Annotated in this window: 23 protein-coding genes and 1 tRNA gene; 10 read left to right on the forward strand and 14 right to left on the reverse strand. The window is 66.8% G+C overall.

Going from position 1 to position 23,288, the window contains the following annotated elements; all coding sequences use genetic code 11:
• Positions 1 to 3 precede the first annotated feature (3 nt).
• From BRW65_RS16525 to BRW65_RS16580, 12 genes are all read right to left on the reverse strand, one after another.
• Positions 4 to 1,056 (reverse strand): YncE family protein, encoded by a 1,053-nt coding sequence (locus BRW65_RS16525; protein WP_073876371.1) that lies wholly within the window; start codon positions 1,054 to 1,056, stop codon positions 4 to 6.
• Positions 1,057 to 1,434: 378 nt separating this feature from the next.
• Positions 1,435 to 2,205, reverse strand: coding sequence for a DUF427 domain-containing protein (locus BRW65_RS16530; RefSeq protein ID WP_073876373.1), 771 nt, complete (start codon positions 2,203 to 2,205; stop codon positions 1,435 to 1,437).
• On the reverse strand, positions 2,202 to 2,477 hold the full coding sequence (locus tag BRW65_RS16535) for a DUF6295 family protein (RefSeq protein ID WP_073876375.1): 276 nt from the start codon (positions 2,475 to 2,477) through the stop codon (positions 2,202 to 2,204). Before BRW65_RS16535 ends, BRW65_RS16530 begins: the two co-directional genes overlap by 4 nt.
• A gap of 12 nt (positions 2,478 to 2,489) precedes the next feature.
• Complete coding sequence (locus BRW65_RS16540) at positions 2,490 to 3,245, reverse strand: dienelactone hydrolase family protein (RefSeq protein ID WP_073876377.1); 756 nt, start codon at positions 3,243 to 3,245, stop codon at positions 2,490 to 2,492.
• 110 nt (positions 3,246 to 3,355) lie between these two features.
• Positions 3,356 to 4,138, reverse strand: coding sequence for a hypothetical protein (locus tag BRW65_RS16545; protein ID WP_073876379.1), 783 nt, complete (start codon positions 4,136 to 4,138; stop codon positions 3,356 to 3,358).
• A 240-nt stretch (positions 4,139 to 4,378) separates the two neighbouring features.
• Complete coding sequence (locus tag BRW65_RS16550) at positions 4,379 to 5,596, reverse strand: class I SAM-dependent methyltransferase (RefSeq protein WP_073876381.1); 1,218 nt, start codon at positions 5,594 to 5,596, stop codon at positions 4,379 to 4,381.
• 80 nt (positions 5,597 to 5,676) lie between these two features.
• A complete protein-coding gene (locus BRW65_RS16555) occupies positions 5,677 to 6,042 on the reverse strand; it encodes a DUF732 domain-containing protein (RefSeq protein WP_073876383.1) in 366 nt (121 codons plus the stop codon).
• A gap of 155 nt (positions 6,043 to 6,197) precedes the next feature.
• Complete coding sequence (locus tag BRW65_RS16560; protein WP_139273149.1) at positions 6,198 to 6,674, reverse strand: hypothetical protein; 477 nt, start codon at positions 6,672 to 6,674, stop codon at positions 6,198 to 6,200.
• A 167-nt stretch (positions 6,675 to 6,841) separates the two neighbouring features.
• The gene (locus tag BRW65_RS16565) at positions 6,842 to 8,638 is read right to left on the reverse strand and encodes an ATP-binding cassette domain-containing protein (RefSeq protein ID WP_084187842.1); all 1,797 of its coding nucleotides are present in this window, start codon (positions 8,636 to 8,638) and stop codon (positions 6,842 to 6,844) included.
• Between the two features lie 9 nt (positions 8,639 to 8,647).
• Entirely contained in the window at positions 8,648 to 9,508 is an 861-nt protein-coding gene (locus tag BRW65_RS16570; protein WP_244168111.1) for a phosphatidate cytidylyltransferase, read from the reverse strand.
• A gap of 62 nt (positions 9,509 to 9,570) precedes the next feature.
• The gene (locus BRW65_RS16575; protein ID WP_073876389.1) at positions 9,571 to 10,200 is read right to left on the reverse strand and encodes a lysophospholipid acyltransferase family protein; all 630 of its coding nucleotides are present in this window, start codon (positions 10,198 to 10,200) and stop codon (positions 9,571 to 9,573) included.
• The gene (locus BRW65_RS16580) at positions 10,197 to 10,940 is read right to left on the reverse strand and encodes a CDP-alcohol phosphatidyltransferase family protein (protein WP_084187843.1); all 744 of its coding nucleotides are present in this window, start codon (positions 10,938 to 10,940) and stop codon (positions 10,197 to 10,199) included. Before BRW65_RS16580 ends, BRW65_RS16575 begins: the two co-directional genes overlap by 4 nt.
• Before the next feature lie 281 nt (positions 10,941 to 11,221).
• Here BRW65_RS16580 and BRW65_RS16585 point away from each other — a divergent pair, with 281 nt between their 5' ends.
• Positions 11,222 to 11,575: a hypothetical protein gene (locus BRW65_RS16585; protein WP_073876393.1), complete on the forward strand. Its 354-nt coding sequence runs from the start codon at positions 11,222 to 11,224 to the stop codon at positions 11,573 to 11,575.
• A gap of 47 nt (positions 11,576 to 11,622) precedes the next feature.
• Here the strand turns inward: BRW65_RS16585 and BRW65_RS16590 are convergent, their stop codons facing one another.
• Together BRW65_RS16590 and BRW65_RS16595 are read right to left on the reverse strand one after the other, a co-directional pair.
• Complete coding sequence (locus BRW65_RS16590) at positions 11,623 to 12,852, reverse strand: class I SAM-dependent methyltransferase (protein WP_073876395.1); 1,230 nt, start codon at positions 12,850 to 12,852, stop codon at positions 11,623 to 11,625.
• Between the two features lie 130 nt (positions 12,853 to 12,982).
• Positions 12,983 to 13,059: transfer RNA gene (locus BRW65_RS16595), tRNA-Leu, on the reverse strand.
• A 354-nt stretch (positions 13,060 to 13,413) separates the two neighbouring features.
• Here BRW65_RS16595 and BRW65_RS16600 point away from each other — a divergent pair.
• The 9 genes from BRW65_RS16600 to kdpB all read left to right on the forward strand — a co-directional run bounded on the left by BRW65_RS16600 (position 13,414) and on the right by kdpB (position 23,287).
• Entirely contained in the window at positions 13,414 to 14,307 is an 894-nt protein-coding gene (locus BRW65_RS16600; protein ID WP_073876398.1) for a PPE family protein, SVP subgroup, read from the forward strand.
• Positions 14,308 to 14,362: 55 nt separating this feature from the next.
• Entirely contained in the window at positions 14,363 to 15,520 is a 1,158-nt protein-coding gene (locus BRW65_RS16605; protein ID WP_073876400.1) for a PPE family protein, read from the forward strand.
• Between the two features lie 162 nt (positions 15,521 to 15,682).
• Positions 15,683 to 15,979 carry a WXG100 family type VII secretion target gene (locus tag BRW65_RS16610; RefSeq protein WP_007168951.1) on the forward strand — a complete coding sequence of 99 codons (297 nt, stop codon included), beginning with the start codon at positions 15,683 to 15,685 and terminating at the stop codon, positions 15,977 to 15,979.
• A 44-nt stretch (positions 15,980 to 16,023) separates the two neighbouring features.
• Positions 16,024 to 16,308 carry a WXG100 family type VII secretion target gene (locus tag BRW65_RS16615; RefSeq protein WP_046184805.1) on the forward strand — a complete coding sequence of 95 codons (285 nt, stop codon included), beginning with the start codon at positions 16,024 to 16,026 and terminating at the stop codon, positions 16,306 to 16,308.
• A 505-nt stretch (positions 16,309 to 16,813) separates the two neighbouring features.
• Positions 16,814 to 17,587 carry a response regulator transcription factor gene (locus BRW65_RS16620; RefSeq protein ID WP_073876402.1) on the forward strand — a complete coding sequence of 258 codons (774 nt, stop codon included), beginning with the start codon at positions 16,814 to 16,816 and terminating at the stop codon, positions 17,585 to 17,587.
• Positions 17,584 to 19,110, forward strand: coding sequence for a sensor histidine kinase (locus tag BRW65_RS16625; protein WP_073876404.1), 1,527 nt, complete (start codon positions 17,584 to 17,586; stop codon positions 19,108 to 19,110). Before BRW65_RS16620 ends, BRW65_RS16625 begins: the two co-directional genes overlap by 4 nt.
• 267 nt (positions 19,111 to 19,377) lie before the next feature.
• Complete coding sequence (gene kdpF, locus BRW65_RS32330; protein WP_050790038.1) at positions 19,378 to 19,467, forward strand: K(+)-transporting ATPase subunit F; 90 nt, start codon at positions 19,378 to 19,380, stop codon at positions 19,465 to 19,467.
• Positions 19,467 to 21,137 (forward strand): potassium-transporting ATPase subunit KdpA, encoded by a 1,671-nt coding sequence (kdpA, locus tag BRW65_RS16635; RefSeq protein ID WP_073876408.1) that lies wholly within the window; start codon positions 19,467 to 19,469, stop codon positions 21,135 to 21,137. The genes kdpF and kdpA overlap by 1 nt, the downstream gene beginning before the upstream one ends.
• Positions 21,137 to 23,287, forward strand: coding sequence for a potassium-transporting ATPase subunit KdpB (gene kdpB / locus BRW65_RS16640; RefSeq protein WP_073876410.1), 2,151 nt, complete (start codon positions 21,137 to 21,139; stop codon positions 23,285 to 23,287). Before kdpA ends, kdpB begins: the two co-directional genes overlap by 1 nt.
• Position 23,288 lies beyond the last annotated feature (1 nt).

Consider the following 23,288-nt stretch of genomic DNA (forward strand, 5'->3'; position numbering starts at 1 on the left):
ACCCTAAGCGAGTACGGGTTCCCGCTGCGCCGGCGCGGGCAGTCGGGTGGTCGACTCGTCGGCCGGTCCCGCGGTGATCGGCGCCACGGTGACCACGCCGGAGTAGTCGCCGATGTAGAGGTACCTGCCGTCCGGGCTCTCCACCACGCAGGAGGGATGCTTCACCGCCGTGAAGTCCCCGATGACGTCGTGGGTGCGCGTGCAGACCACCGCCACGTGGTCGTCGCTGACCAGATAGGCGCGGCCGTCGCGGCTCAGCGCAAGGCGGGTGAGCGGACCGGCGACCTCGCTGAGCTTGCGGGTGCCGGTGATTTCGCGGGTTCGGGTGTCGATGACGTCGAGCACCGCACCCACGACGGGGCCGCAGCTGGCCACGTAGGCCGTGCCGCCGTCGTCGCTCAGCGCGACGTCGCGGATGGGTAGCCCGAGCTCGTAAGCCCCGGCGATGCGCGAGCGCCGAGTGTCGACCTCGACCAGTTGGCCACCGGACGGCCCGTTAATGGCGGCATAGAGCCGACGCCCGTCGGGGCTGATGCGGACACAGTCCACCGTGGTCCCCGGCGCCGTGGCGAGGTCGATCACCTCGAAGTCATCCGTGCTGGTGTCCAGGACCGTGACGTCGGCGCCCAAGGCGCCGTTCCGGCCGGCGTAGACGAACCTGCCGTCGGCGCTCACGGCGAGGTCGCTCACGCTGTTGGCCAGCGGATGCGTCGCGACGCGCGCGTTCGTGCCGAGATCGACGACGTCGACGGAGTCGTATGCCGCGGTCGCCGTGCTGACGTAGGCGCGGGGCTCGTCGCCACCGCTGAGGGCGATCGCGAAGGGCTCTTCGAGGCCGGCGATGGTCTGCACCACGCGCCGCGCATCGGTGTCGACGATCGAGACCGTGTCCCCGCCGTGGTTGGCGACGATCAGCCGGCTGCCGTCGGGGCTTAAGCCGGCATCGCTGATCGGGCCGTATCCCACCGGAATACGAACCAACGGGCCGTCGCCCAATTCGAAGTTTCGCTCTTCTCCGTGCTCCGGGAAGGCCTTGCGGCCGTTCACACCGCTCACGCTGCACCGCCTTTGCTGTGTTGTCGGCGCGGAGGCAAAATCGCCGTACTTGCGCGACAATTCGGCCTCCGGATCTAACAGATCTCAGCACCGAAAGGCGCTGACGCGACTCGTTTTTACGAGTCTACCGGCCAAAATTCGCGTCGAAAGGGTCGAATTCCCCTGACGTTAGCTACGTCACTCCCCGCGCTCAGGTTCCGCTCAGGCTTTCAATAACGCTGTACCGCGGTCGCTTACCCTCAGCGAAAGAGATGCAAACGCCCATGCGGCGGATTTCGGTTTTGCCGCTAACGTTCCCGGTCAGCGGCCTAGCCGATGTGCAGATTAGGAAATTCTCAGGGTGCGGCCGGCGAAGAGGGAAAAATCACACCTCGTTCGTTAACTGAACTGGGTTTTCGGCCGGGGTAACGCGGCACCGTCGACGCTGATGTCCAGCTTTTCGTTGTAAAACGCCACCAGACCGGCGATCTGGCCGACCGCGGGCAACGGGTAGTGGTAGGTCCAGGCCAGGTCCGGATGCAGCGCACCGCCGGAGCGCACGGACCAGTATCCCGACGTCACCCCCTTGTACGGACACAGCGTTTGTGTCTCGCTGGGCTCCAGATGCTTGAAGGAGACGTCGGTGGGGTCGATGTAATACCTTGTCGGTAAGCCGGTTTCGAATAGCAGAACGGGAGACCTGGTGTCGGCCAGCACAATTCCGTCCAACTCGACTCGGACGTGCCGGTGCGACCGCAGCGCGTCCACCCGCGAATAGGGATTGCGCGGGTGGCCGTAGATGGGCTCGTCTTCCTCGAACCAGCGCAACGGATTCCATTCGAACCGCACCGTCCCGGCCACCGGGCCGTCACCGTCGGAGTCGAACACCCGCGCGGCCGACGGGTGGGTCCGACCGGAGCACTCCAGGGAATACAGCCGCGAGGCGCCGAATTGCACCTTCTGCGAATGATTCTCGTCGCGCAGGAACTCCGGGCGGACATCGGCCAATGGGATGTAGTACTGCGGGTAGTACGGGACCTCCCACACGTAAAGCGCGGCGGTGGTGTTGAAGATCAACGCGTCCCCAAGATAGCCCCGCACCCGGCGCGGGGCGGGCTCGACCCTGCCGCGCGCGACGGCCATCGCGGGGTAATCACGCTCGGCGGTCATTTCTGATCCTTGGCGGCCAGCCCGGCCGGCGCGTTGGCGATCGCCTTGCGGATGGCGTCGGCCAGCGCCAGCGCGCTCTCCTCGGTGAGCTCCAGCGCCACCCGCGCCGACGGCCCGAGCTCCGGATTGATCACGTCGATGTTGACGGTGTGGCCGTAGGGTGCGTGGACCGGGTGATCGACATACACGGTCGCGCGGCTGGCGCCGAACCATCCCGTGGCGCCCTTGCCACTGCCGTCGATCCCGACGTGTTCGGTGAGATAGGTGCACATGACCGGCGAGACCTAACCTTTCAGATGGGTGGCGAAGAAGTCGTCGATGCGCCGCCAGCCGTCGACCGCCGCCTCGGGCCGGTAGGCGGGCCGATCGACGGAGAAGAACGAGTGGCCCGCGCCTTCGTAGGAGTGGAACTCGTGCGGCTTGTTCAGCCTGTTCAGCTCGTCGTCCAGCACGGCCACCGCGGGCGGCGCCGGGAATCGGTCGTCGAGCCCGAACAGGCCCAGCAGCGGGCAACTGAGGTTCGGCGCCAGCTGCAGGATCGGTTTCATGGCCTTGGGCATGCCCTCCGGCGGATCCTCGACGATGAACGCGCCATAGCAGTCCACCGCGGCATCAAACGGCAGCGAACACGCCGCCAGGTACGCGTGCCGCCCGCCCGAGCAGTGCCCGATGACGCCGAACTTGCCGTTGGCGCCGGGCAATGAGCGCAGGTGCTCGACCGCGCCGGCCACGTCGCCGACCAGACGTTCGTCGGGCACGCCGCCCGCCGCCCGCGCCGCCGCGGCCGCGTCGTCCGGCGACGCGCCCGGCGCCTCACGCGAATAGAGGTTCGGGGCCACGGCGTGGAGGCCGTTGACGGCGAGCCGCCGCACGAACTCCTTGGTCTCGCGGTCATAGCCGGGCATGTGATGAATCCACACGACCCCGCCGCGCGCCCCCTCGGCGAGCGGTGTCGCCCGGTAGGCCTCGATCTCGTCGGCGCCGTGGCCGGTGATGGTGATCGTTTCCGCACGGATGGCGTCTGGGCTGATCGCGTTCATTCGCGACTCCTCTTGGGGCTCCCTCATTGACCGCAACCGGACGGGGAGCGCGTGCGGCTGGCCGCGGCCCGCCCCGCCGGAACCCAACGTAGCGGAACGCCCGTGCGCCGTCAGCGCCGCTTGTCGCGCACCTTGTACGTCGAGGGCCACGACTTTCGGGACTCGTCTCCGGTCAACGGGGTGCCCATCCCTCCGACCTTCACGTTGTAGGCCTCCTTGCCCGGACCGACCTCTCGATTCGCGTGCTCCTGGGCAAGGAAGTACAGCTCGTCGATCGTGGCCTCGTCGTAGGCGACGAACGAGGTCTCGCGGGCCACGTCGTCGATCCCGGCGAGCATCCGCTCGGGCAGCGCCCGCGACGCCAGCGCGGCCACGCCGAACAGCGCGAGGGGGATGAGCCAGTAGCACAGGTACGACAACGGAGTCCTAGTGTCCAGGAGGGTGGCGTCCCCCCGCGTGATCGGCGGGATCGCCGACGACACGGCCATGACGGCCAGGGCCCCCACCCACATCCAGCTCACGACGCTGACGACGCGCCTGAACAGCTCGGTCGTGCGCACGTCTGCGGGCTGCTCCGCGGCGGCGAACGCGTGCACGAACGGCTTGCCCGTCAGCGCCCCGACCAGCGCCACCACCAGCAAACCGGCGACGCTCAGCGGCAGTATCCACCGCTGAGAGAACCAGTCACCCAGCGCGAAAGTCAGCCCCGTCAACACCACAAAGACTGCGGCGGAACCGATTTCGAGCGTCCGCTCCGGCTTGCCGGTGAGACTTCCGATCGCCAGTGCGACGGCCGCGACGGCCAGCCCGACCAGCGCGGCGGCAGGCAACGGGACGTTACCGACGAGCACCCAATAGACGATCCACGGCGCAAGACCAGACAGCATGCCCACGGGGGGTCAGTGTATGAGTGACGATTTGCGCGGGTCCCGGCGGCCGGGTCGAAAATTTGGTCCGCCACCTGGGGCCCGCCGCGACGGGTGTCTTCGGCCGCCGGATCCCCGTGGCATCCGCTGTTTCCCGGCTTACCGAGGAACGCCATCAAGGCCGGCCTGGTCGATCACACGGCCCGTCGCGACGAATCGGGCCGCGCACGCCATCGCCGCCCTTCGCCCGGGCCTAGGCGTGAACCGCTAACCGGTGCGCAGGGCCATCGCCAGAAAGTCGAGCCGCCACAACGACTCGAACAGCTTTCGCCCGAATCGCTCTATCAGCTCGGCGTTTTCGGGGCCGATGCCGCCGCGCCGGGTGACATCCTCGATGATCTCCCGAATCGTCCGCCGGCCGTCGACCTGCTCAACGAACGGCAGCTGGGCCGGGTTGAGCTTCAGTGTGCTTCCTGGCAGGTGAATATCGTTCCCGGACAGCAGGCAGGCCGTCCGCAACAGCGGAACATAGTCGAGCGCCCGGGACGTCGAAAAATCGATCGCGTAGTGCTCTTTCGGGCGTTCGGGCCGGCAGGCCATGAAGAAGTGGGTGGCATTCGTGGGCTGCAGGCGTTCCATCACCGACCACATTTTGACGTCGGGCAGCTGGTTCAGCAGCGCCTGGAATTCGCTCGCCGGCGCGACGACGTCGTGCGGGTAGTACGGCGTCTTGTGAAACCAGCCCTGGAACGCCAATCCGGCGGCGCCGACCAGGTCCAGGCATTCGGCAACGGTGTAGCTTCGCTGGCGACTGTGCAGGAACGTGTCGACCAGCGCGCCGTCGGACACCAGATCGCGCGCGCCCTTCAGGTACGGGCGGACGGGGTGATCCGCGGGCAGCACCGCGATCGCCTCTTTGACCATTTGGACCGATGCGTCGTCCTGCCGCAGCCCGAGGTCGCGGAACGCCGATTCGAGCATCTCGACGCCGATCCGGCCGTACTTCGCATACAGCATGACGCCCAGCGCCCCGTCTGCGCGCAGGCAGCCGCCGAGCGCCTTGAGCCCGGTCAACGGATCCGCCATGTGGTGCAGGACGCCGGTGGACACGATGAGGTCGAAGTCGCGCGAAAGCGTCCCCACCTCTTCGATCGGCAGCAGGTGCAATTCCAAGTTGTCCAGGCCGTGCTTGTCTTTCAGGTACTGCTCGTGCCTCAGAGCCTTCCGGCTGACGTCGATCGCGACCACCTTGGCGGTGCGGTTCATGAACGCGAAAAGGGCCGCCTGGAAGGTGCCGCAGCCCGCGATGAGAATGTCAAGGTCCGGTTTGTACTCCCGGTTCGGCCACAGCACCCGGTGCGCCCAGTACGGGTCGAACCAATCCCAGTGGGTCTTGGTCCACTCCGCCAGATCGGTTACCGGGGGCGGATATTCCCAGCGATCGTATTGGCGTGAGACGCCGTCGCTCCGCGGGTCGTCGGTCACTTCGGCGCGGCTCCTTCGCGGTGGCGGTCGCGACCAACTTACTGTGCCTTCGGCCGTCCGGCTCGCTTATGGCCTCCGCACTACATCAACGGGGGCCCCGGGACCAGCCAGATCAGCGAACTGTCGATGAGCCCCCGGTACTGCGGGCAGTAGGCGGCCACGGACAGGCCGACGAAGTAGCTGGCTTCCTTCATCGAGAGATCGGTGTCGCGCTTCACCTTCATCGCCAGCACGCTTGCGTTCGCATTGTTGTCGAACCCGGTGCACACCCGGTGGGCCATCGCGATCGCGACACCTTGGTCTCGGACTTCGATCCCGTAGTTCGCGAGCGACGCGATGAACGCGTCGTCACCCGGGTCGGCCGACGCAGGCGCCGCCGGAAGCAGTCCGAGGACCGAGAGCAGCACGGCGCCGACCGTCGGCCACTTCCATGGACGGACGTTCATACCGGTGTTGCGCCGATCAGCCCGAGGCCGACTGGGACTTCGCGATTCATTTCTCGGCCTCCCGGGCCTTCGTGTGATCTCATTGTCAGCCCCGCCCGCCGCGGGCTGTAGGGGCCAAGGTCCTCCCCTGCTGGACCCTTCGTCGCCTATCGCAGTCAGGCGGGCCCGTTGACGATGCGATCGCGGATGCTGGTGGCGGTCGTGAGATGCCCTTCGGCGGAGTTCATGAATTCGCCGGCGTGGCGCGCCTCGTTGGTGTCTTTGTCCTCGACCGCGGCGACGCAGAAGTGGGAGGCGGCATCGAAGTCGTCGAGGCTGGCTTGCAGCGCGTCGGTCAGTTCTTTGTCAGGCGAGGGCAAGTGGCCCTGGAGGAAGCTCGCCGCGTCATGACCCTCGTGGCAGGCGGCCCCGAGAGCGGCGTAGTCATGCTCACCGATGGCAAAAGTCGCCTTGCCCATGGCGATCCCCAGGTCTTGCATGTGGTCCTTGGTCTGTTCGACCCATCCGCGCACGGCCTGAGCATGGGACGTGCTCGTGGTGGTCGTGCCGCCACCGCCGTTGCGATTTCCAGCGGAGCAGCCGCCGACGAAGAGAACCACCGCCGCTGCGCCCGCCATGGCTTGCTTGATCACCACCGGCCTCCTAAACCCTGTCTCGGTGATCTTCGTGTCCGGCGGCGCCGGCTAGACAGGGCACAAAGGCTCTAGCTGGGGAAGCAAGGTCCCCAAATCCGGCGCCTTGGTCCGCTATCCCGCCCGGAGCGCCGTGACAGCCGGTGTATCGGTGATCATCCCAGGCCTCACCGTCGTAGGCACCACCGCGTGACGCCGGCGAAGAGCACGGCAAGCACTCCCAGCATGGCCATGCTCATGAGCCACGCCGAGCTGGTGTGCTGCCAGAGCGAGTCGTTCGCAATTCCCGCGACCAGTTTGGTCAGATCGGCCGTCGACGCGGTCGCCGCGAACCCCCATCGTCCGGGAGTCAGCCAGGCGAGGGCCTCCATCAGCGGTCGGTCCGTCACCGGGATGAAGCCGCCCGCGAGCACCAGTTGCGCCATCAGAGTCATCGCCAACAGCACGACGACCTGATCGCCCGTGCGCGCCAGAGCCGAAAGGGCAAGCCCGAGAAGGACGGCCACTACGCAAGTCGCCGCGACACCGACGAACAACTCGAAGGTCGGGCTGCCCAAGACCACCGCACTCGACGGGCTGGGCTTGCCGATCGCAGGCGCCGTGACGATCAGCACGAGGATCGCGGATTGGATCACCGCGACCGCGCCGAAGACGAGCGCCTTTGCAAGAAGGTAAGCCGACGCCGACAATCCCGCCGCCCGTTCGCGCCGGAAGACGGCGCGTTCGCCGACGAGATCGCGGACGCTGAGTGTGGTACCCATCAGAATCGCTGCGAAGCTCGTCAACGCGACGACGTGCTTGGCTTCGAACGGTGGCGCACCAGGCGCCGGCATGTGGCCTAGGCCGGCGTGGCCGGTGACGGTCAGCGGCAGCAGGCCGACGACGAACGGCAACACAGCGAGAAGGGCGAGGTAACCACGGTTCGCCGCAAGCAACCGCACCTGGCGGCGTGCGAGCGTCGACGTTTGGCGCCACACGCCGACACGGGTCGGTTGGACGTGCCGAACGGGTGCGGGACGGCACACACTGTCTGCGGCCTGGGAGTCTCGCCTCTGCATGAACCGGCGGTGAAGACCGTCCGGGTCGGCGCATACCTTCGTGAAGATGTCCGCCCAATCCGACGCTCCCAGAGCGGAACTGAGCCGATCGGGCGGTCCGCAGAAAACCGCCTTTCCGCCGGGCGCAAGCAACAGCACTTGGTCGCACACGTCCAGGAACGTCAACGAGTGGGTCACCACCACGACCACGCGGCCCGCGTCGGTTAGCCGGCGCAGCATCGCCATCACCGAGCGGTCCAGCGCGGGATCCAGCCCCGTCGTCGGTTCATCGAGCACCAATAGATGTGGGCTGGTCAACAATTCAACCGCCACCGACACACGCTTACGCTGGCCGCCCGACAACTTGTCGATGCGGGTGTCAGCGTGAGGGGTCAGCTCGAGTTCCTCGAGCACAGTGGTGATCACCCGCCCGCGTCCGCTTGCGGTGGTGTCGGCGGGCATCCGGAGTTCCGCCGCGAACCGCAGTGCCTGTGCGACGGTGAGCCGGCCGTGCACAAGGTCGTCCTGAGGGACCATCCCGATCTCGCTGCGCACTGCGTGCAGGGCCCTCGCATCCAACGACACCGTCCCACTGGTCGGCCGTTGGGCCCCGGCGGCGACTCTGGCCAGTGTCGACTTGCCCGCGCCCGAAGGGCCGATCACCGCCGTCAAGGTGCCGGGGCGCGCCGCGAACGAAACCCGGTCCAGTAGAACCGTTTCGCCATCAACGGAGAGCGTGACATCGCGCACTTCCAGGCCACCGGTCGCCGCGGGCCGGATGCGATTGTCTCGTTCGGCGCACCGACTTATCGGAATCGACCCGAACTGCTCTGCCGGAAATCGCCAACGGGCGGGCATATTCGGGGCGGTCGACGCGTCGGTCCGATTCCGCAGGGCGATCGGCATGGTGGGTTTGTCGTTATTCATCGAGATCTCTCATCCGAGGAAGTACGCGAGTGGGAGGACAACCAGCAGTGAATCGATGCGATCGAGGAGGCCGCCAAACCCGGGCAGCCAGTCACCGGCGTCCTTGACCCGGGCCTGCCGCTTGAGCATGGACTCGAGCAGGTCACCGAACAGACCGCCGATGGAGACGGCGATGACCAGGCCGATGGAGACAGTGCCCAAGAGGGTGAGGATCAGAAACGCACCGGTGATCGCGCCGACCATCCCGCCGATCGTCTTGTTGGGACTCAGCGGGGACAGCGGCCTGCGCGCCCATCGCATGCGGCGCAACCCTTTTCCGCCGCACCAGGCCGCGACGTCGGTGGCCGCGACGGCGAAGCACAGCAGATATGCGTCCGGCCACACCATGACGAGATGGGACAGCGACCAGCAGATCCACACCGACGCGAACGCGGCGGACGCGGCGCGCCTGGCGCCGTTCTCGACGTCGCCTTCAAGGACGGAGGGCAGCACACACAGCAGCACGATGATGGGGGCGAACTGCAGCAGCGATGGGCGCAGCCACGCCGCGACCGGGTATGCCACGGCCAGCACGACGAGCACGTAGGTGTCGGCGCGGCCCAGCTTCACCAGGCGCGCGTACTCGATCACCGCGACGACGGCCAGTGCCGCGGCCAACCCCGCCGAAGTGCCGTGGCCGGCCCAGACGGGCAGCCCGACTGCTGGTGCGATCAGTACCCAGGTGCGCCATTTCTGGACCAACTCCTGCTTGCGCGAGGCGAGGACGGCGACGCCCGCGGCCGCGAGGATCGCCACCGTAACCCACATCAGGAACACGGCTCGCGAGTACATGTGAACGTGCAGCGGACCCAGGTCGATGTTGAGCGACATCCGCCGATCGAGGTGAAGAAACCCCGTGCAGTGGTCGACGAGTGACATTGCCGGCGGCCGTTTCACGACGCGAGCGCGAAGCGGTCATCGGGCACCACGTCGCCCCGCAGTGCCAGCACCTGTGAGCGCAGTTGCGGTGCGGAGGTGGCGTGGGGATCGACAGGCTCGCCGAGACGTACCTCCATCCGGCCGGGCGAAAAGCGTCCGTCCTTGGGTAGCACGTCGGCGGTGCCCACGATCGCTACCGGGACGATCGGCACGCCGCAGTCCCGCGCCAGACGTAGTGCACCACAACGGAATTCACCGATGGTGCCGTCGGTGGACCGCGTTCCCTCGGGATAGATGACGACGGTCCGTCCCGCGCGAAGCGCCGGGCCGGCCGCCGCGAGCAGCGCGTGGTAGTTGCCGTCACCCGAGCGTCGCACCGGCAGTATTCCGATCAGCGAGGTCGCGATGAACCGTCGCACCGGTACGTCGAACCAGTAGTCGGCCGCCGCGCCGAAGACCGGACGAGCCGTCGACGGCAACGCCGCCACCAACACCGCGGTGTCGGCGTGCGAGGCGTGATTGGCGACGACGATGCAACCGCCTTCGGCGTTCCAACGCCCCGTCACGGTCAGCCCGCCCGAGAAGGCGCACACCGTCCGCCAGAGCCGGCGCCGGAGCGCGCTGGCAATCCGATTGATGGTCACGCCGCCACCAGTGCCATGGGCAGCGTGACGGCATTGGAGAGCTGGTAAGCCGCGGGGACCGGCTGGGTGATCGCATCGAACTGCTCGACCAGCGTTATGCGCGCGGTCCTTTCGTTCTGCATATCGCTCGCGCGCTTCGCCTTCAGCTCGCGATGGGCGGCGCGCAGTCGCAGGGCCGTCGTCAGCAGTGATCCGTTCACCAGTTGCATCAGCAGAATGGGCATGATGATGGGGAATGCGGTGGCCAGCACTAGGAACAGGCAGCGTTCGGTCTTGCCGAGCGGTCCACCGTTGCGACGCGTGAGGCCCGCCGCGGCGACGGCCAGCGATGCGAAGGTCGGCAGCGTGGCGGCCAGCGCGGCCACGAGGACCTGAAGCACCGGCCAGGACAGCCAGTTCAGCCCGGGGCCGTGCTGCCGCGCCGCCCAGACCGCCAGGCCGCCGAAGGCGAGCAGATCGGCGGCGCGGTCGCCGAGTTCGTTGACGACGAAGCCCCACGGCCGGCTCACCCCACGAGCCCGGGCGACCGCCCCGTCCAGGTTGGCGCCGGCCAGGCGGATCACCATGAAGACCGCCGCCAGCGGCCACCATCCGAAGGCGATGGCGGTTCCCGCGGCGCCGGCCGCGGCGACACCCGCGGCGGTGAAGACGTCGGGAGACACTCGACGAGCCACGGCCGTGTCGACGATCGGAGTCAGCCTGCGTGTGAACCACGGCTTCAACGCGTAGAGGCCAGTCATGCGGGTTCGACGAGAAGTCGAAGGGGCTGCGTGATGGGCAGCGAAGTTGGTGTTGATGGCCGGCTCCTTTCGCTTCCTGCCGAGTCCTACGGGTGATGTGCCACCTGGTGGCGGCGCGTGCGATAAGTAGATGGAGGTGGACGGACTACCGATCCCAAATCCCCGTCGTCGTGTGTGGCCAGAAATCCAAAAATGAGGTGATCACCTCATGCGCGGGCGTCGGCGCCCGCGCCACACTGAGTCGTCGCGTGACATCACCACTGATCGAAGAAGGGACTACCGTGACGACTCTCGCGCCACACCACCGCGCGCGGCGACTCATCGCCGGTGCGGTCGTGTCCGCCGCCACCGCGATCGCGCCGGCATTTCTGGCAGCCGCGCCCGCCGCGGCCTTCACCTACCCCGACCCGATTTGCAACGGGATGGCCTGCAGCTACCAGTGGTGTCCCGGCATGCCGCTACCGATGGCGTCGGCCGGGACACCCCACTGGGACATGAACGCTTGTCACCGGTTCATGATCGGACAGATTTCTGCCAACCCGCCGGCCTGGGTGACCAACGGAGGACTCAACCACCAGGTCAGTCCGATGGTCATCGAGGGTGACCCGGGACCCTGCCCGGGCTGCGTGAGCTGATTGCGGATCGCAGCGCGTCCGCCGACACGCAGAGGGACTCCGCACGATTAATCGGTGGAGTCCGTCCTCAACGCCATCGCCAGAAAGTCCAACCGCCACAGCGCCTCGAACAGCTTGTGCCCGAATTCCTGAATCTGCGCATCGCCGCGTCCGCTAAAGCCTTCGAGCTGTGCCACGGATCCGCAAATCTCGCGAATAGTCCGACGACTGTCGACGCGCTGAACGAACGGCAGTTGGGCCGGGTTGAGCTTCAGTTGCACACCGCGCAGGAAGATCTCATCACCGGACAACCGGCACGCCGTTCGCATCAGCGGAACATAATCCAGCGCTCCCGGGTCCGAGAAGTCAACGGCGTACTGCTCCATTGGCCGCTCGGGGCGGCAGGCGAGGAAATAGTGGGTGGCATTCGTCGTCTGGAAGCGCTCCATCACCGACCAGAGCTTGGCGTCAGGCAGTTTGCTCAACACCGACGGAAGTGTGCTCCCCGGCGGAAAAAGGTCGTGCGGGTAGTAAGGCGTCTTATGAAACCACCCCTGGAAAACCAAGCCGGCCGCACCGACGAGATCCAGGCATTCCGCGACGGTATAGCTTCGCTGGCGGGCGTGCAGGAAGGTGTCGACAAGGCCGCCGTCCGACAGTAGGTCCCGAGCGACCCGCACATAGCTGCTGGCGGGGTGGTCCGGCGGGAGCACCGCGATCGCGTCTTTGACCAATCGGACCGACGCTTCGTCCCGTGACAACCCCATGTCATGGAATACCGATTCGAGGATCTCCACCCCGATCCGCCCATATTTCGCATAGAGCATCACGGCCAGCACCCCGTCCGTGCGCAGACACCGGCCGAGAGCCCTCAGCCCGGTCAACGGGTCAGCCATGTGGTGCAGGACGCCGCTACAGACGATCAGGTCGAAGTCGCGTCCAAGCGCGGACACCTCTTCGATCGGAAGCAGGTGCAGCTCGAGGTTGTCCAGCCCGTGCTTGGTTTTCAGATATTGCTCGTGATTCAACGCCGACCGGCTGACGTCGATAGCCACGACTCTCGCGCCCTGGTTCATGAAGGCACAGGCTGCCGCCTGGGACGTGCCGCAGCCGGCGATCAGGATGTCGAGGTCCGGTCTGTACTCCTGGTCCGGCCAGAAGATCCGATGGCTCCAGGACGGGTCGAACCAATCCCAATGTCCGTTGGCCGCCCACGCCTCGAGGTCTTGGACCGGAGGCGGATATTCCCATCGATCGTATTGCTGCGAGACGGCGTCAGTCCGCGGATCCTCGGTCACGTCGGCACTGGCTCCTTCAGGAAAATCGGGCAACGGTCGCGACCAACTTACTGCGCCGGGTCGGCCCGTACCCCCAACCAAAGCCGGCGGCTGCGGGCCGGCCCGACGGTGCTCAGGCAAGCGTCGATGCTGGTGCCCCCAGTCGGACTCGAACCGACACTGGGCGGATTTTAAGTCCGCTGCCTCTGCCAATTGGGCTATGGGGGCCCGGCGGCGAATCTAGCGCGCGGGCGCCGAATCGGGGACATCGCATCCCCCTCGAACAAGCGAAATTTCCACCATGCGGCGCGAACGGCGATCGGTTAGGATCCGCGCCCGCGCGCCTTAACCACGGCTTTCCGGCGGATGACAGATGACACCGCCATGTCGTTCGGCGAGACCGTGTTAAAACTATCGACCTCATCGTTAAAAAGCCGTAAACGGCTGTCACGCTGGCGCTTTCGGCCAGGACCGTGGAGTCGTGGGTCGTTAGTGTTACGCCAACGCACAGGGGCCGTTACGCGAACACACAGGTCGATCCACCGCATGGGGGTCGGCTCGTTCCAACATTAGGAGCAATCGATGGCATTTCTGACAACACAGACCGAAGAGATGCTCGCTGCCGAGCAGCTGCTGTCGGGGATCAACACCAACCTGGCGGCGCAGAACGCCGGCGCGGCGGCGGCGACCACTGTCATCGCTCCCGCCGCGGCCGACCCGGTGTCGGCCCAGCAGGCGGCGATCTTCTCGGCGTACGGCACCCAGTACCAGGCGATCGCCACCGAGGCGCAGGCGTTGCTGGACAACTACGCGCAGACCCTGGGCATCAGCTCGGGCAGCTACGGCGACACCGAGGCCATAAACGCGAGCCAGGCCGCGCTGTCGAGCGCCGCAGCTCCTGCCGCCGCTGCCGCCGCCACGCCGTCGAACACGCCGCTCGACTGGCTTGCCTACCTCCTCGGTAGCACCGGCAATGGCACCAACCCGAACATGCTCGGCGGAATCTTCGGCCTCTCGAGCAACGGCGCCAACATCGGCAACATCGGGTTCGGCAACTGGGCTTCCGCCGGTTCGGACCTGATCGGCCTGGCCGGTGGCGGTCTGCTCGACACCTCCGCCGCCGACGCCGCCGGTTCGGCCGCCGGGGCGGCGGGCCTCGCCGACACGACCGCCCCGATGGCCGGTGGCGGCATGGCCGGCCTGGGCGCGGCGCCAATGGCCTCGATGGGCTCGGCCACGATGGTCAGCAAACTGTCGGTGCCGCCGACGTGGGCCGCTCCCGCTACCCCGGTGGTTGGTACCAGCGCCGCACCGCTGCAGACCGTGGGCTGGACCGCCGCCGCGCCGCAGGCCGGCACGGGGACCATCATCCCGGGCATGCCGGGCATGGGCGGGGCGGCGCGCAACAGCGCCGGCTTCGGCGCCCCGCGCTACGGCGTCAAGCCGATCGTCATGCCGAAACCGGCGACCGTCTAGTCCTCGTGCTCTCGAAAACCTCAAATTTCTAAAGACAAAGGAGCGGGAAACACAAATGGTTCTTGACTTTGCAGCAGTTCCGCCGGAGATCACCTCCGCGCTTTTGTACTCGGGCGCAGGCGCCGGGCCGCTCATGGCCGCCGCGGCCTCATACGCCAACCTGGCCGCCGAGGTGAGCGCCACCGCAAGCCAGTGGGAGTCGATCATCTCGCTGCTCACCACCGAAAACTGGACCGGTGGTGGGTCGGTGGCGGCCGCGGCCGCGGCCCAGCCGATCATCACCTATCTCACCGAGACGGCAACGACGCTCGAGCAGGCCAGCGCGCAAGCCACGGCGTCGGCGGCCGCGTACGAGGCCGCCTTTGCGGCGACGGTTCCCCCGCCGGTGATCGCGGCCAACCGGTCGTTGCTGGCGACCCTCGTCGCGACCAACTTCCTCGGGGTCAATTCGGCCGCGATCGCCGCGACCGAAGCGCAGTACGCCGCGATGTGGGCTCAAGACGCCGCCATGATGGCCGCCTACCAGGCGGCGTCGGCGGCGGCCGGGGTGCTGACCCCAGTGACGCCGCTGACGTCGACCACCAACCCCGCGGCCGCCGCGGCCGCCGACAGCACCGCGCTTGCCGCCGACTCGACGGGCGGCACGGTTCAGGCGCTGGCTCCCGCGGCCAACGCGGCGGCCCTGGCCGCCCCGACCCTGCCCTTCCAGACCACGGGCATCCTGTCCTCGGTCGACAACTTCCTCGGCACCCCGTCCGTGCTTAACGGCATCAACGGCGCCGTGAACACCGCGGCATGGTGGGTGTGCAACACCATCCCGACGGCCGTGTCACTGGGGCACACCCTCGGTTCCGTGCCGTCGATCCCGTTCGCTCTCACCGATTCGGTCACGCCGCTCGCCGGCGGAATGGTGCAGGGCACGATGGTGGGCTCGGTGTCGGGCGCGGGAGCGTCGGCCGCCCTCGGCGAGGCCTCCGCGGTCGGCGGGCTGTCGGTGCCGGCTGGCTGGAACGCGGCCGCCCCTGCGTCGCTGGCCTCCTCCACCGCCCCCCTCGAGGGCTCGGGCTGGACGGCCGCGGCGGAAGCGGAGCCGGTTGCCGCGATGCCCGGCATGCCCGGCATGGCGGGCGCGGCCAAGGGCGCGGGTGCCTACGGCGCCGGGCCGCGCTACGGCTTCAAGCCGATCGTCATGCCCAAGCAGGTTGTCGTCTGATGTCGGGAATACCGGTACGGGAAATAAGGGGGTACATGTCACCCGTTTGAGGCGATCAGTTAACCGGTAGGCCGTAATCTGTCCATAACGCGGCCACCACCGCATCAATTGGAAATGTTAAGACTTCGAGTTTGAAGGCTTGAAAGACAAGGAGAAAGAAACATGGCAACTCGTTTTATGACTGACCCGCACGAAATGCGGGCGATGGCGGGCCGCTTCGAGGTGCACGCCCAGACCGTCGAGGACGAGGCCCGCAAGATGTGGGCGTCCTCGATGAACATCGCCGGCTCCGGCTGGAGCGGCCAGGCACAGGCGACCTCGTACGACACCATGGGTCAGGTCAACCAGGCCTTCCGCAACATCGTCAACATGCTCCACGGAGTGCGCGACGGGCTCATCCGCGATGCCAACAACTACGAGCAGCAAGAGCAGGCCTCGCAGCAGATCTTGAGCAGCTAGCAGCCGAAAACCACTGCTGTCCAACACTTTTAAGGAGCTAAGCAATGACCATTAACTACCAGTTCGGCGATGTCGACGCCCACGGTGCCTTGATCCGCGCCCAGGCCGCGTCTTTGGAGGCTGAGCACCAGGCCATCGTTCGCGATGTGCTTGCTGCCGGTGACTTCTGGGGTGGCGCCGGTTCGGTGGCCTGCCAGGAGTTCATCACCCAGTTGGGTCGCAACTTCCAGGTGATCTACGAGCAGGCCAACGCCCACGGGCAGAAGGTGCAAAGCGCCGGCAACAACATGGCCAGCACCGACAGCGCCGTTGGGTCCAGCTGGGCCTAACACCGCTTCTTCAATCGAAGGGCCCGCACACCACGGTGTGCGGGCCCTTTCGCTTCCGCGGTTAGCCGGACCGGCGAACGCGGGACGAGCGCAGGACGGAACGTGGCCCGGTGGATCGCGCCGTCGGATCCGCGCTCTACCCATGCCGCCCAGCGGCAACTTGGCGACACCGGTGGCCGCCGACGACGGCGCCGCGCTTCCGCTGCATCGACCGTACGTATTTCGGCTCCGACCCCAACGGCGGCAATATCCGCGCACTGCAAACGGACCAAATCGCCTCGGGTAACGCCGGTTTCGTGATGTATCGCCTGGAGCACAAAAACGGACAAGCCAATGGCCGCGCGATTCAAAGTTTTTGGCAAACCGGCCGGCCGCAAGTTCCCCGCTCCGCACACATACAGAACTCATATTTGCGCGGGTTTACGCGTCGCGACCCACCGCGCACATTTGAGAACTCTATGAACTCCGTGACAGTTAGGTGTGGGTCTTGCCAGAATGGAGGAACATGACCGCAATGTCGGACTACGGCGGTGGCCAGCGCCCCCGCCAGGCCATTCTCGGGCAACTGCCCAGGATTTATCGTGCCGATGGATCACCGATCAGGGTGCTGTTGGTCGATGACGAGCCGGCGCTGACCAACCTGGTCAAGATGGCGCTGCACTACGAGGGCTGGGTCGTCGACATCGCCCACAACGGACGCGAGGCCATGGCCAAGTTCGACAAGGTCAGTCCAGACGTGCTGGTGCTCGACATCATGCTGCCGGACGTCGACGGGCTGCGAATCCTGGAACGCGTCCGCCAATCTGACACCTACACCCCGACGCTGTTCCTTACCGCGCGGGATTCGGTGATGGACCGGGTCACGGGTCTGACCGCGGGCGCCGACGACTACATGACCAAGCCCTTCAGCCTGGAAGAGCTCGTGGCGCGGCTGCGTGGGTTGCTGCGCCGTTCCGGTCAGCAGGCGCCGCCGGCGGCCGAAACCCTCAATGTCGGCGACCTGCGGCTGGACACCGCCAGCCGCGAGGTGACGCGGGGTGGCACGCAGATATCGCTCTCCTCAACCGAGTTCGAACTGCTGCGGTTCCTGATGCGCAATCCCCGCCGCGCGCTGAGCCGCAGCGAGATCCTCGACCGCGTGTGGAACTACGACTTCGCCGGGCGCACCAGCATCGTGGACCTCTACATCTCCTACCTGAGGAAGAAGATCGACTCCGGCCGGGAACCGATGATTCACACCGTGCGCGGTGTGGGATACATGTTGCGGCCCCCGGAATGACCCGGGCCCGGGACGCCCTGTCCGGCGATCTTCCGCGGTGGCTACCGCGTTCGTTGCGCCGCCAGCTTCTGTTGGGCGTCCTCGGCGTGGTCAGTGTTGTGCTGATGACGGTCGGAATCGTCTCCGTGCTGAGCCTGCGTGGCTACGTCACCGCGATGAGCGACGCCGACGTCGCCGAGTCCTTGGACGCGTTGGGCCACTCGTACCACAAATACGTTAGGGGTGAACATGATCCTGCCGGTGGCGCCAAGCCGCTGCCGGAGGCGATGCTGCAGTTCACCGATCAGACGCCGGGAAACCTGATCGTGGTGCTGCATGAGGGCACCCTGATCGGGTCGGCGGTGTTCTCAGAAGCCGAAGCGCGGCCGGCGCCCGCCGACGCCGTCCGCGTCATCGAGGCGCAGTCGTGGACGAACGGCCCGCCACGTACCGAAAACCTGGGCAGCCTTGGGTATTACCGGCTCAAGAGCCACGTCGATGGGCCGGACGTGTTGATTGCCGGCGTGTCACTGAACCTTGCCGATCAGATCATCGCCCGCAAGCAGGTCACCACCACCCTGCTCATTGCGGCGGCGTTGACGGTCACCGCCGGGCTCACCGTGTGGGTCGTCGGCTATACCCTGCGGCCGTTGCGCCGGTTGGCGGCTACCGCGGCGGAAGTCGCCGCCATGCCGCTCGCCGACGACGACCACCGAATCAGCGTCCGGGTGCGGCCGCGTGACACCAACCAGCAGAACGAAGTCGGCATCGTCGGCCACACCTTGAATCGGTTGCTGGACAACGTCGATAGCGCGCTGGCACAACGCGCCGAATCCGACCTGCGGACACGGCAATTCATCACCGACGCCAGCCACGAGCTGCGGACCCCGCTCGCCGCGATTCAGGGGTACGCCGAACTCACCCGCCAGGACAGCTCGGAGTTGCCGCCGACCACCGAATATGCGCTGGCCCGCATCGAGTCCGAAGCGCGGCGCATGACGCTGCTCGTCGACGAGTTGCTGCTGCTGTCCCGCCTAGGCGAAGGGCAAGACCTGCAGAGCGAGGACGTCGACCTTGCCGAGCTCGTCGGCAACGCCGTCAACGATGCGGCAGTCGCTGCGCCGACGCACCATTGGGTGAAGAACCTGCCCGAGGAACCGGTGTGGGTCCGCGGGGATCACGCGCGGTTGCACCAGCTGGTGAGCAACCTGCTCAACAATGCCCGGGTGCACAACCCGCCGGGGGTCACAGTCACGACCGCAATCACCCGCCGCCGCGACGGTTCCGAGCCGCCGTGCGCGGAGCTGACCGTCGCCGACGACGGGCCGGGCATCGACCCGGAGCTGCTCCCCCGCCTGTTCGAACGGTTCGCCCGGGCGGACAGCTCGAGGCTCAACGGAACGGGCACCGGGCTGGGTCTGGCCATCGTCAGTTCGATCGTCAAGGCACACCACGGGTCCGTAGCCGCCGAATCCACTGAGGGCGCAACGGTTTTCAGGGTCCGGCTGCCGATGATCGACGGTCCCGGCGCCGGCGACGGGTAACGCGCGCGTCCCCGGGTGTTAAGAAACCGTAAAGGTGCCCCGCGGCGCCGTTAGAAAAGTGTCAACCAAAGGCCCTAGACCAGGGGTGCCAGCTACTTTCAAGCTGACCTTGCCTCCGAGAACCGCGCTGTTGCTTACTCGATGAGGCCCTTTCGTCTGCGCGTGATCGGCCCGGAACGGAGTTTAGATGGGCGTGTTGGTGTACATCGTGCTCACGGTGGCGGTGTTCGCCGTGCTGGGCTTGGTGCAGAAGTTGGTCGAGCGGCTGTGAGTTACGAAAACATCGTCGGTTTGGTGCTTTCCGTCCTTCTCGCGCTGTTCCTCGGCTGCGCACTGCTCTTCCCGGAGAGGTTCTGATGAGCGGGACGACGGCCGGGCTCGTCTTCCTCGCGGTTCTCGTCCTGGCACTGGTCGCAGTGCACGTGCCGTTGGGCGACTACATGTATCGGGTGTACACGGCGGACAAGGACAACGCCGTCGAGCGGGCCATCTATCGGCTGATTGGCGTCGACGCACGCTCCGAGCAGACGTGGGGGGCGTACGCGCGCAGCGTGTTGGCGTTCTCGTCGATCAGCATTCTGTTCCTGTTCGTGTTCCAGCTGGTGCAGGGGAAATTGCCGCTGCACCTGCATGATCCGGCCACCCAGATGACCCCGGGGCTGGCGTGGAACACCGCGGTCAGCTTCGTCACGAACACCAACTGGCAGGCCTATTCCGGCGAGTCCACTCAGGGTCACCTCGTGCAGATGGCCGGGCTGGCGGTGCAGAACTTCGTGTCCGCCGCGGTCGGCATGGCGGTGGCGATCGCGCTGGTGCGCGGGTTCGCCCGCAGGCGCACCGGCGAGCTGGGCAACTTCTGGGTCGACCTGGTGCGCGGGACATTGCGCATCCTGTTGCCCATCGCGGTCCTCGGCGCGATCGTGCTGATCGCGGGGGGAGCTATCCAGAATTTCCACCTGAACGACCAGGTCGTCACCACCCTCAACGGGGCGCAGCAGACGATCACCGGCGGTCCGGTGGCCAGCCAGGAAGTCATCAAGGAGCTGGGCACCAACGGCGGCGGCTTCTACAACGCGAACTCCGCCCACCCATTCGAGAACCCGACCGCATGGACCAACTGGCTGGAAATCTTCCTGCTGCTGGTGATCAGCTTCTCGCTGCCGCGCACGTTCGGGCGAATGGTGGGCAGCACGAAGCAGGGCTACGCGATCGCATCGGTCATGGCCTCCCTGTACGCGGTCAGCGTGACCTTCATGATGTGGTTCCAGCTGCAGCACCACGGCACGGTGCCGACCGCGGTCGGCTCGGCCATGGAGGGCGTAGAGCAGCGGTTCGGCGTCGCCAACTCCGCCGTCTTCGCCGACTCGACGACGCTCACCTCCACGGGCGCGGTCGACTCCTCCCACGACAGCTACACCAGCCTTGGCGGCATGATGACCATGTTCAACATGCAGCTCGGCGAGGTCGCGCCCGGCGGCACCGGCTCGGGCCTCTACGGCATGCTGATCCTGGCGGTGATCACCGTGTTCGTCGCCGGGCTGATGGTCGGGCGCACCCCCGAATACCTCGGCAAGAAGATCACCCCCCGCGAAATCAAGCTCGCCGCAAGCTATTTCCTGGTCACGCCGCTGATCGTGCTGACCGGTACCGCGATCGCGACGGCCCTGCCCGGCGAACGAGCCGGCATGCTCAACGCCGGCCCGCATGGCCTATCGGAGGTGTTGTACGCGTTCACCTCCGCCGCCAACAACAACGGGTCCGCGTTCGCCGGGATCAGCGCCAACACCAACTGGTACAACACCGCCCTGGGGCTGGCCATGGTCTTCGGCCGGTTCCTGCCGATCGTGCTCGTGCTCGCCCTGGCCGGCTCGCTGGCCAGGCAAGGGCAGACACCTGAATCGGCGGGCACCCTGCCGACCCATCGGCCACAGTTCGTCGGCATGGTCGCCGGCGTCACCCTGATCCTGGTCGCCCTCACCTTCCTGCCCATGTTGGCGCTCGGACCTCTCGCCGAAGGAATTCACTGATGACCGCGACCACCGTCGACCCGGCTGAGCAGTCACAGCCCACCGCTACCGCGAACACCAAACGGGTGCAGGGCGGTCTGCTCGACCCGAAGATGCTGTGGCGCTCGACGCCTGACGCGCTGCGCAAACTCGACCCGCGCACGCTGTGGCGCAACCCGGTGATGTTCATTGTGGAGATCGGTGCCGCCTGGAGCACCGTGCTGGCGATCATCGACCCGACCTGGTTCGCCTGGTTGACCGTGGTCTGGCTATGGCTCACGGTGCTATTCGCGAACCTCGCCGAGGCCGTGGCGGAAGGCCGCGGCAAGGCCCAGGCCGAGACCCTGCGCCGAGCCAAGACCCAGACGCTGGCCCGGCGGCTGAGGAACTGGCAACCCGGCGCGGCCGCCGTCGAGGAGGAGGTCGCCGCACCGCAGCTGCAGCAGGGTGATGTCGTCGTGGTCGAGGCCGGGCAGGTGATACCGGGCGACGGCGACGTCGTCGAAGGCATTGCCTCCGTGGATGAATCGGCCATCACCGGCGAATCGGCGCCGGTGATCCGCGAGTCCGGTGGCGACCGTTCCGCGGTCACCGGCGGCACCACCGTGCTGAGCGACCGAATCGTCGTGCGAATCACCCAGAAACCTGGCGAGAGCTTCATCGACCGGATGATCGCGCTCGTCGAGGGCGCGAACCGGCAGAAGACCCCCAACGAGATCGCGCTCAACATCCTATTGGCCGCGCTGACCATCATCTTCGTTTTTGCCGTCGCCACCCTGCAGCCGCTGGCGATCTATTCGAAGATGAACAATCCCGGCGTCCCAGACACCCAGGCACTCAACGCAAACGGCGTCACCGGCATCGTGATGGTGTCGCTGTTGGTGTGCCTGATTCCCACCACCATTGGCGCGCTGCTGTCCGCGATCGGCATCGCCGGGATGGACCGGCTGGTGCAGCGCAACGTGCTGGCCATGTCGGGCCGCGCGGTGGAAGCCGCGGGCGACGTCAACACGCTGCTGCTGGACAAGACCGGCACGATCACCTTGGGCAACCGGCAGGCCAGCGCCTTCGTCCCCTTGGACGGGGTCACCAGGGAGCAACTCGCCGACGCCGCGCAACTGTCCAGCCTGGCCGACGAGACGCCGGAGGGACGCTCGATCGTCGTCTATGCCAAGCAGCATTTCGGGCTGCGCGAGCGCGCTCCGGGTGAACTCGCGCACGCCCACTGGGTGGAGTTCTCCGCCGCGACGCGGATGTCCGGCGTCGACATCGACGGACACCAGCTGCGCAAGGGCGCGGCCAGCTCCGTGGCCGAATGGGTGCGCGGGCAGGGTGGAAAGGTGCCACAGCAGCTGGGCGAGTTGGTCGACGGCATCTCCGCCGGCGGCGGCACGCCGCTGGTCGTCGGGGAGATTCGCGACGGCGAGGCGTCGGTGCTGGGCGTCATCCACCTCAAGGACGTCGTCAAGCAGGGCATGCGTGAACGTTTCGACGAGATGCGCAGGATGGGCATCCGCACGGTGATGATCACCGGCGATAATCCGTTGACGGCCAAGGCGATTGCCGACGAGGCCGGCGTCGACGACTTCCTCGCCGAGGCCACGCCCGAGGACAAACTCGAGCTGATCAAGCGGGAACAGGCGGGCGGCAAGCTGGTCGCGATGACCGGCGACGGCACCAACGACGCACCCGCGCTGGCCCAGGCCGACGTAGGCGTCGCGATGAACACCGGCACGTCGGCCGCCAAAGAGGCGGGCAACATGGTCGACCTCGACTCCGACCCCACCAAGCTCATCGAGATCGTCGAGATCGGCAAGCAGCTGCTGATCACCCGCGGCGCGCTGACCACCTTCTCGATCGCCAACGACATCGCCAAGTACTTCGCGATCATCCCGGCCATGTTCGTCGCGCTGTTCCCCGGGCTGGACACGATCAACATCATGCGGCTGCACAGCCCGCAGTCGGCGATCCTCTCGGCGGTGATCTTCAACGCGATCGTCATCGTGGCGCTGATCCCGTTGTCGCTGCGCGGCGTGCGCTACACACCGAGCAGCGCTTCGAAACTGCTGAGCCGCAACCTCTACATCTACGGCCTCGGCGGCATCGTCGCCCCGTTCGTCGGAATCAAACTGATCGACCTGATCATCCAATTCGTCCCGGGGATGTCCTGAC

The organism is Mycobacterium paraffinicum, from assembly GCF_001907675.1.
Lineage (GTDB): Bacteria > Actinomycetota > Actinomycetes > Mycobacteriales > Mycobacteriaceae > Mycobacterium > Mycobacterium paraffinicum_A.

What these genes read in the sequence shown, in the direction of transcription:
- BRW65_RS16530 (WP_073876373.1), bottom strand. Translation starts at nt 2,205, where the DNA reads ATGACCGCCGAGCGTGATTACCCCGCGATGGCCGTCGCGCGCGGCAGG.
- kdpA (WP_073876408.1), top strand. Translation starts at nt 19,467, where the DNA reads ATGAGCGGGACGACGGCCGGGCTCGTCTTCCTCGCGGTTCTCGTCCTG.
- BRW65_RS16620 (WP_073876402.1), top strand. Translation starts at nt 16,814, where the DNA reads ATGACCGCAATGTCGGACTACGGCGGTGGCCAGCGCCCCCGCCAGGCC.
- BRW65_RS16555 (WP_073876383.1), bottom strand. Translation starts at nt 6,042, where the DNA reads ATGAACGTCCGTCCATGGAAGTGGCCGACGGTCGGCGCCGTGCTGCTC.
- BRW65_RS16565 (WP_084187842.1), bottom strand. Translation starts at nt 8,638, where the DNA reads ATGAATAACGACAAACCCACCATGCCGATCGCCCTGCGGAATCGGACC.
- BRW65_RS16610 (WP_007168951.1), top strand. Translation starts at nt 15,683, where the DNA reads ATGGCAACTCGTTTTATGACTGACCCGCACGAAATGCGGGCGATGGCG.
- BRW65_RS16605 (WP_073876400.1), top strand. Translation starts at nt 14,363, where the DNA reads ATGGTTCTTGACTTTGCAGCAGTTCCGCCGGAGATCACCTCCGCGCTT.
- BRW65_RS16540 (WP_073876377.1), bottom strand. Translation starts at nt 3,245, where the DNA reads ATGAACGCGATCAGCCCAGACGCCATCCGTGCGGAAACGATCACCATC.
- BRW65_RS16615 (WP_046184805.1), top strand. Translation starts at nt 16,024, where the DNA reads ATGACCATTAACTACCAGTTCGGCGATGTCGACGCCCACGGTGCCTTG.
- BRW65_RS16570 (WP_244168111.1), bottom strand. Translation starts at nt 9,508, where the DNA reads ATGTCGCTCAACATCGACCTGGGTCCGCTGCACGTTCACATGTACTCG.
- kdpB (WP_073876410.1), top strand. Translation starts at nt 21,137, where the DNA reads ATGACCGCGACCACCGTCGACCCGGCTGAGCAGTCACAGCCCACCGCT.
- BRW65_RS16600 (WP_073876398.1), top strand. Translation starts at nt 13,414, where the DNA reads ATGGCATTTCTGACAACACAGACCGAAGAGATGCTCGCTGCCGAGCAG.
- BRW65_RS16535 (WP_073876375.1), bottom strand. Translation starts at nt 2,477, where the DNA reads ATGTGCACCTATCTCACCGAACACGTCGGGATCGACGGCAGTGGCAAG.
- BRW65_RS16580 (WP_084187843.1), bottom strand. Translation starts at nt 10,940, where the DNA reads ATGACTGGCCTCTACGCGTTGAAGCCGTGGTTCACACGCAGGCTGACT.
- BRW65_RS16625 (WP_073876404.1), top strand. Translation starts at nt 17,584, where the DNA reads ATGACCCGGGCCCGGGACGCCCTGTCCGGCGATCTTCCGCGGTGGCTA.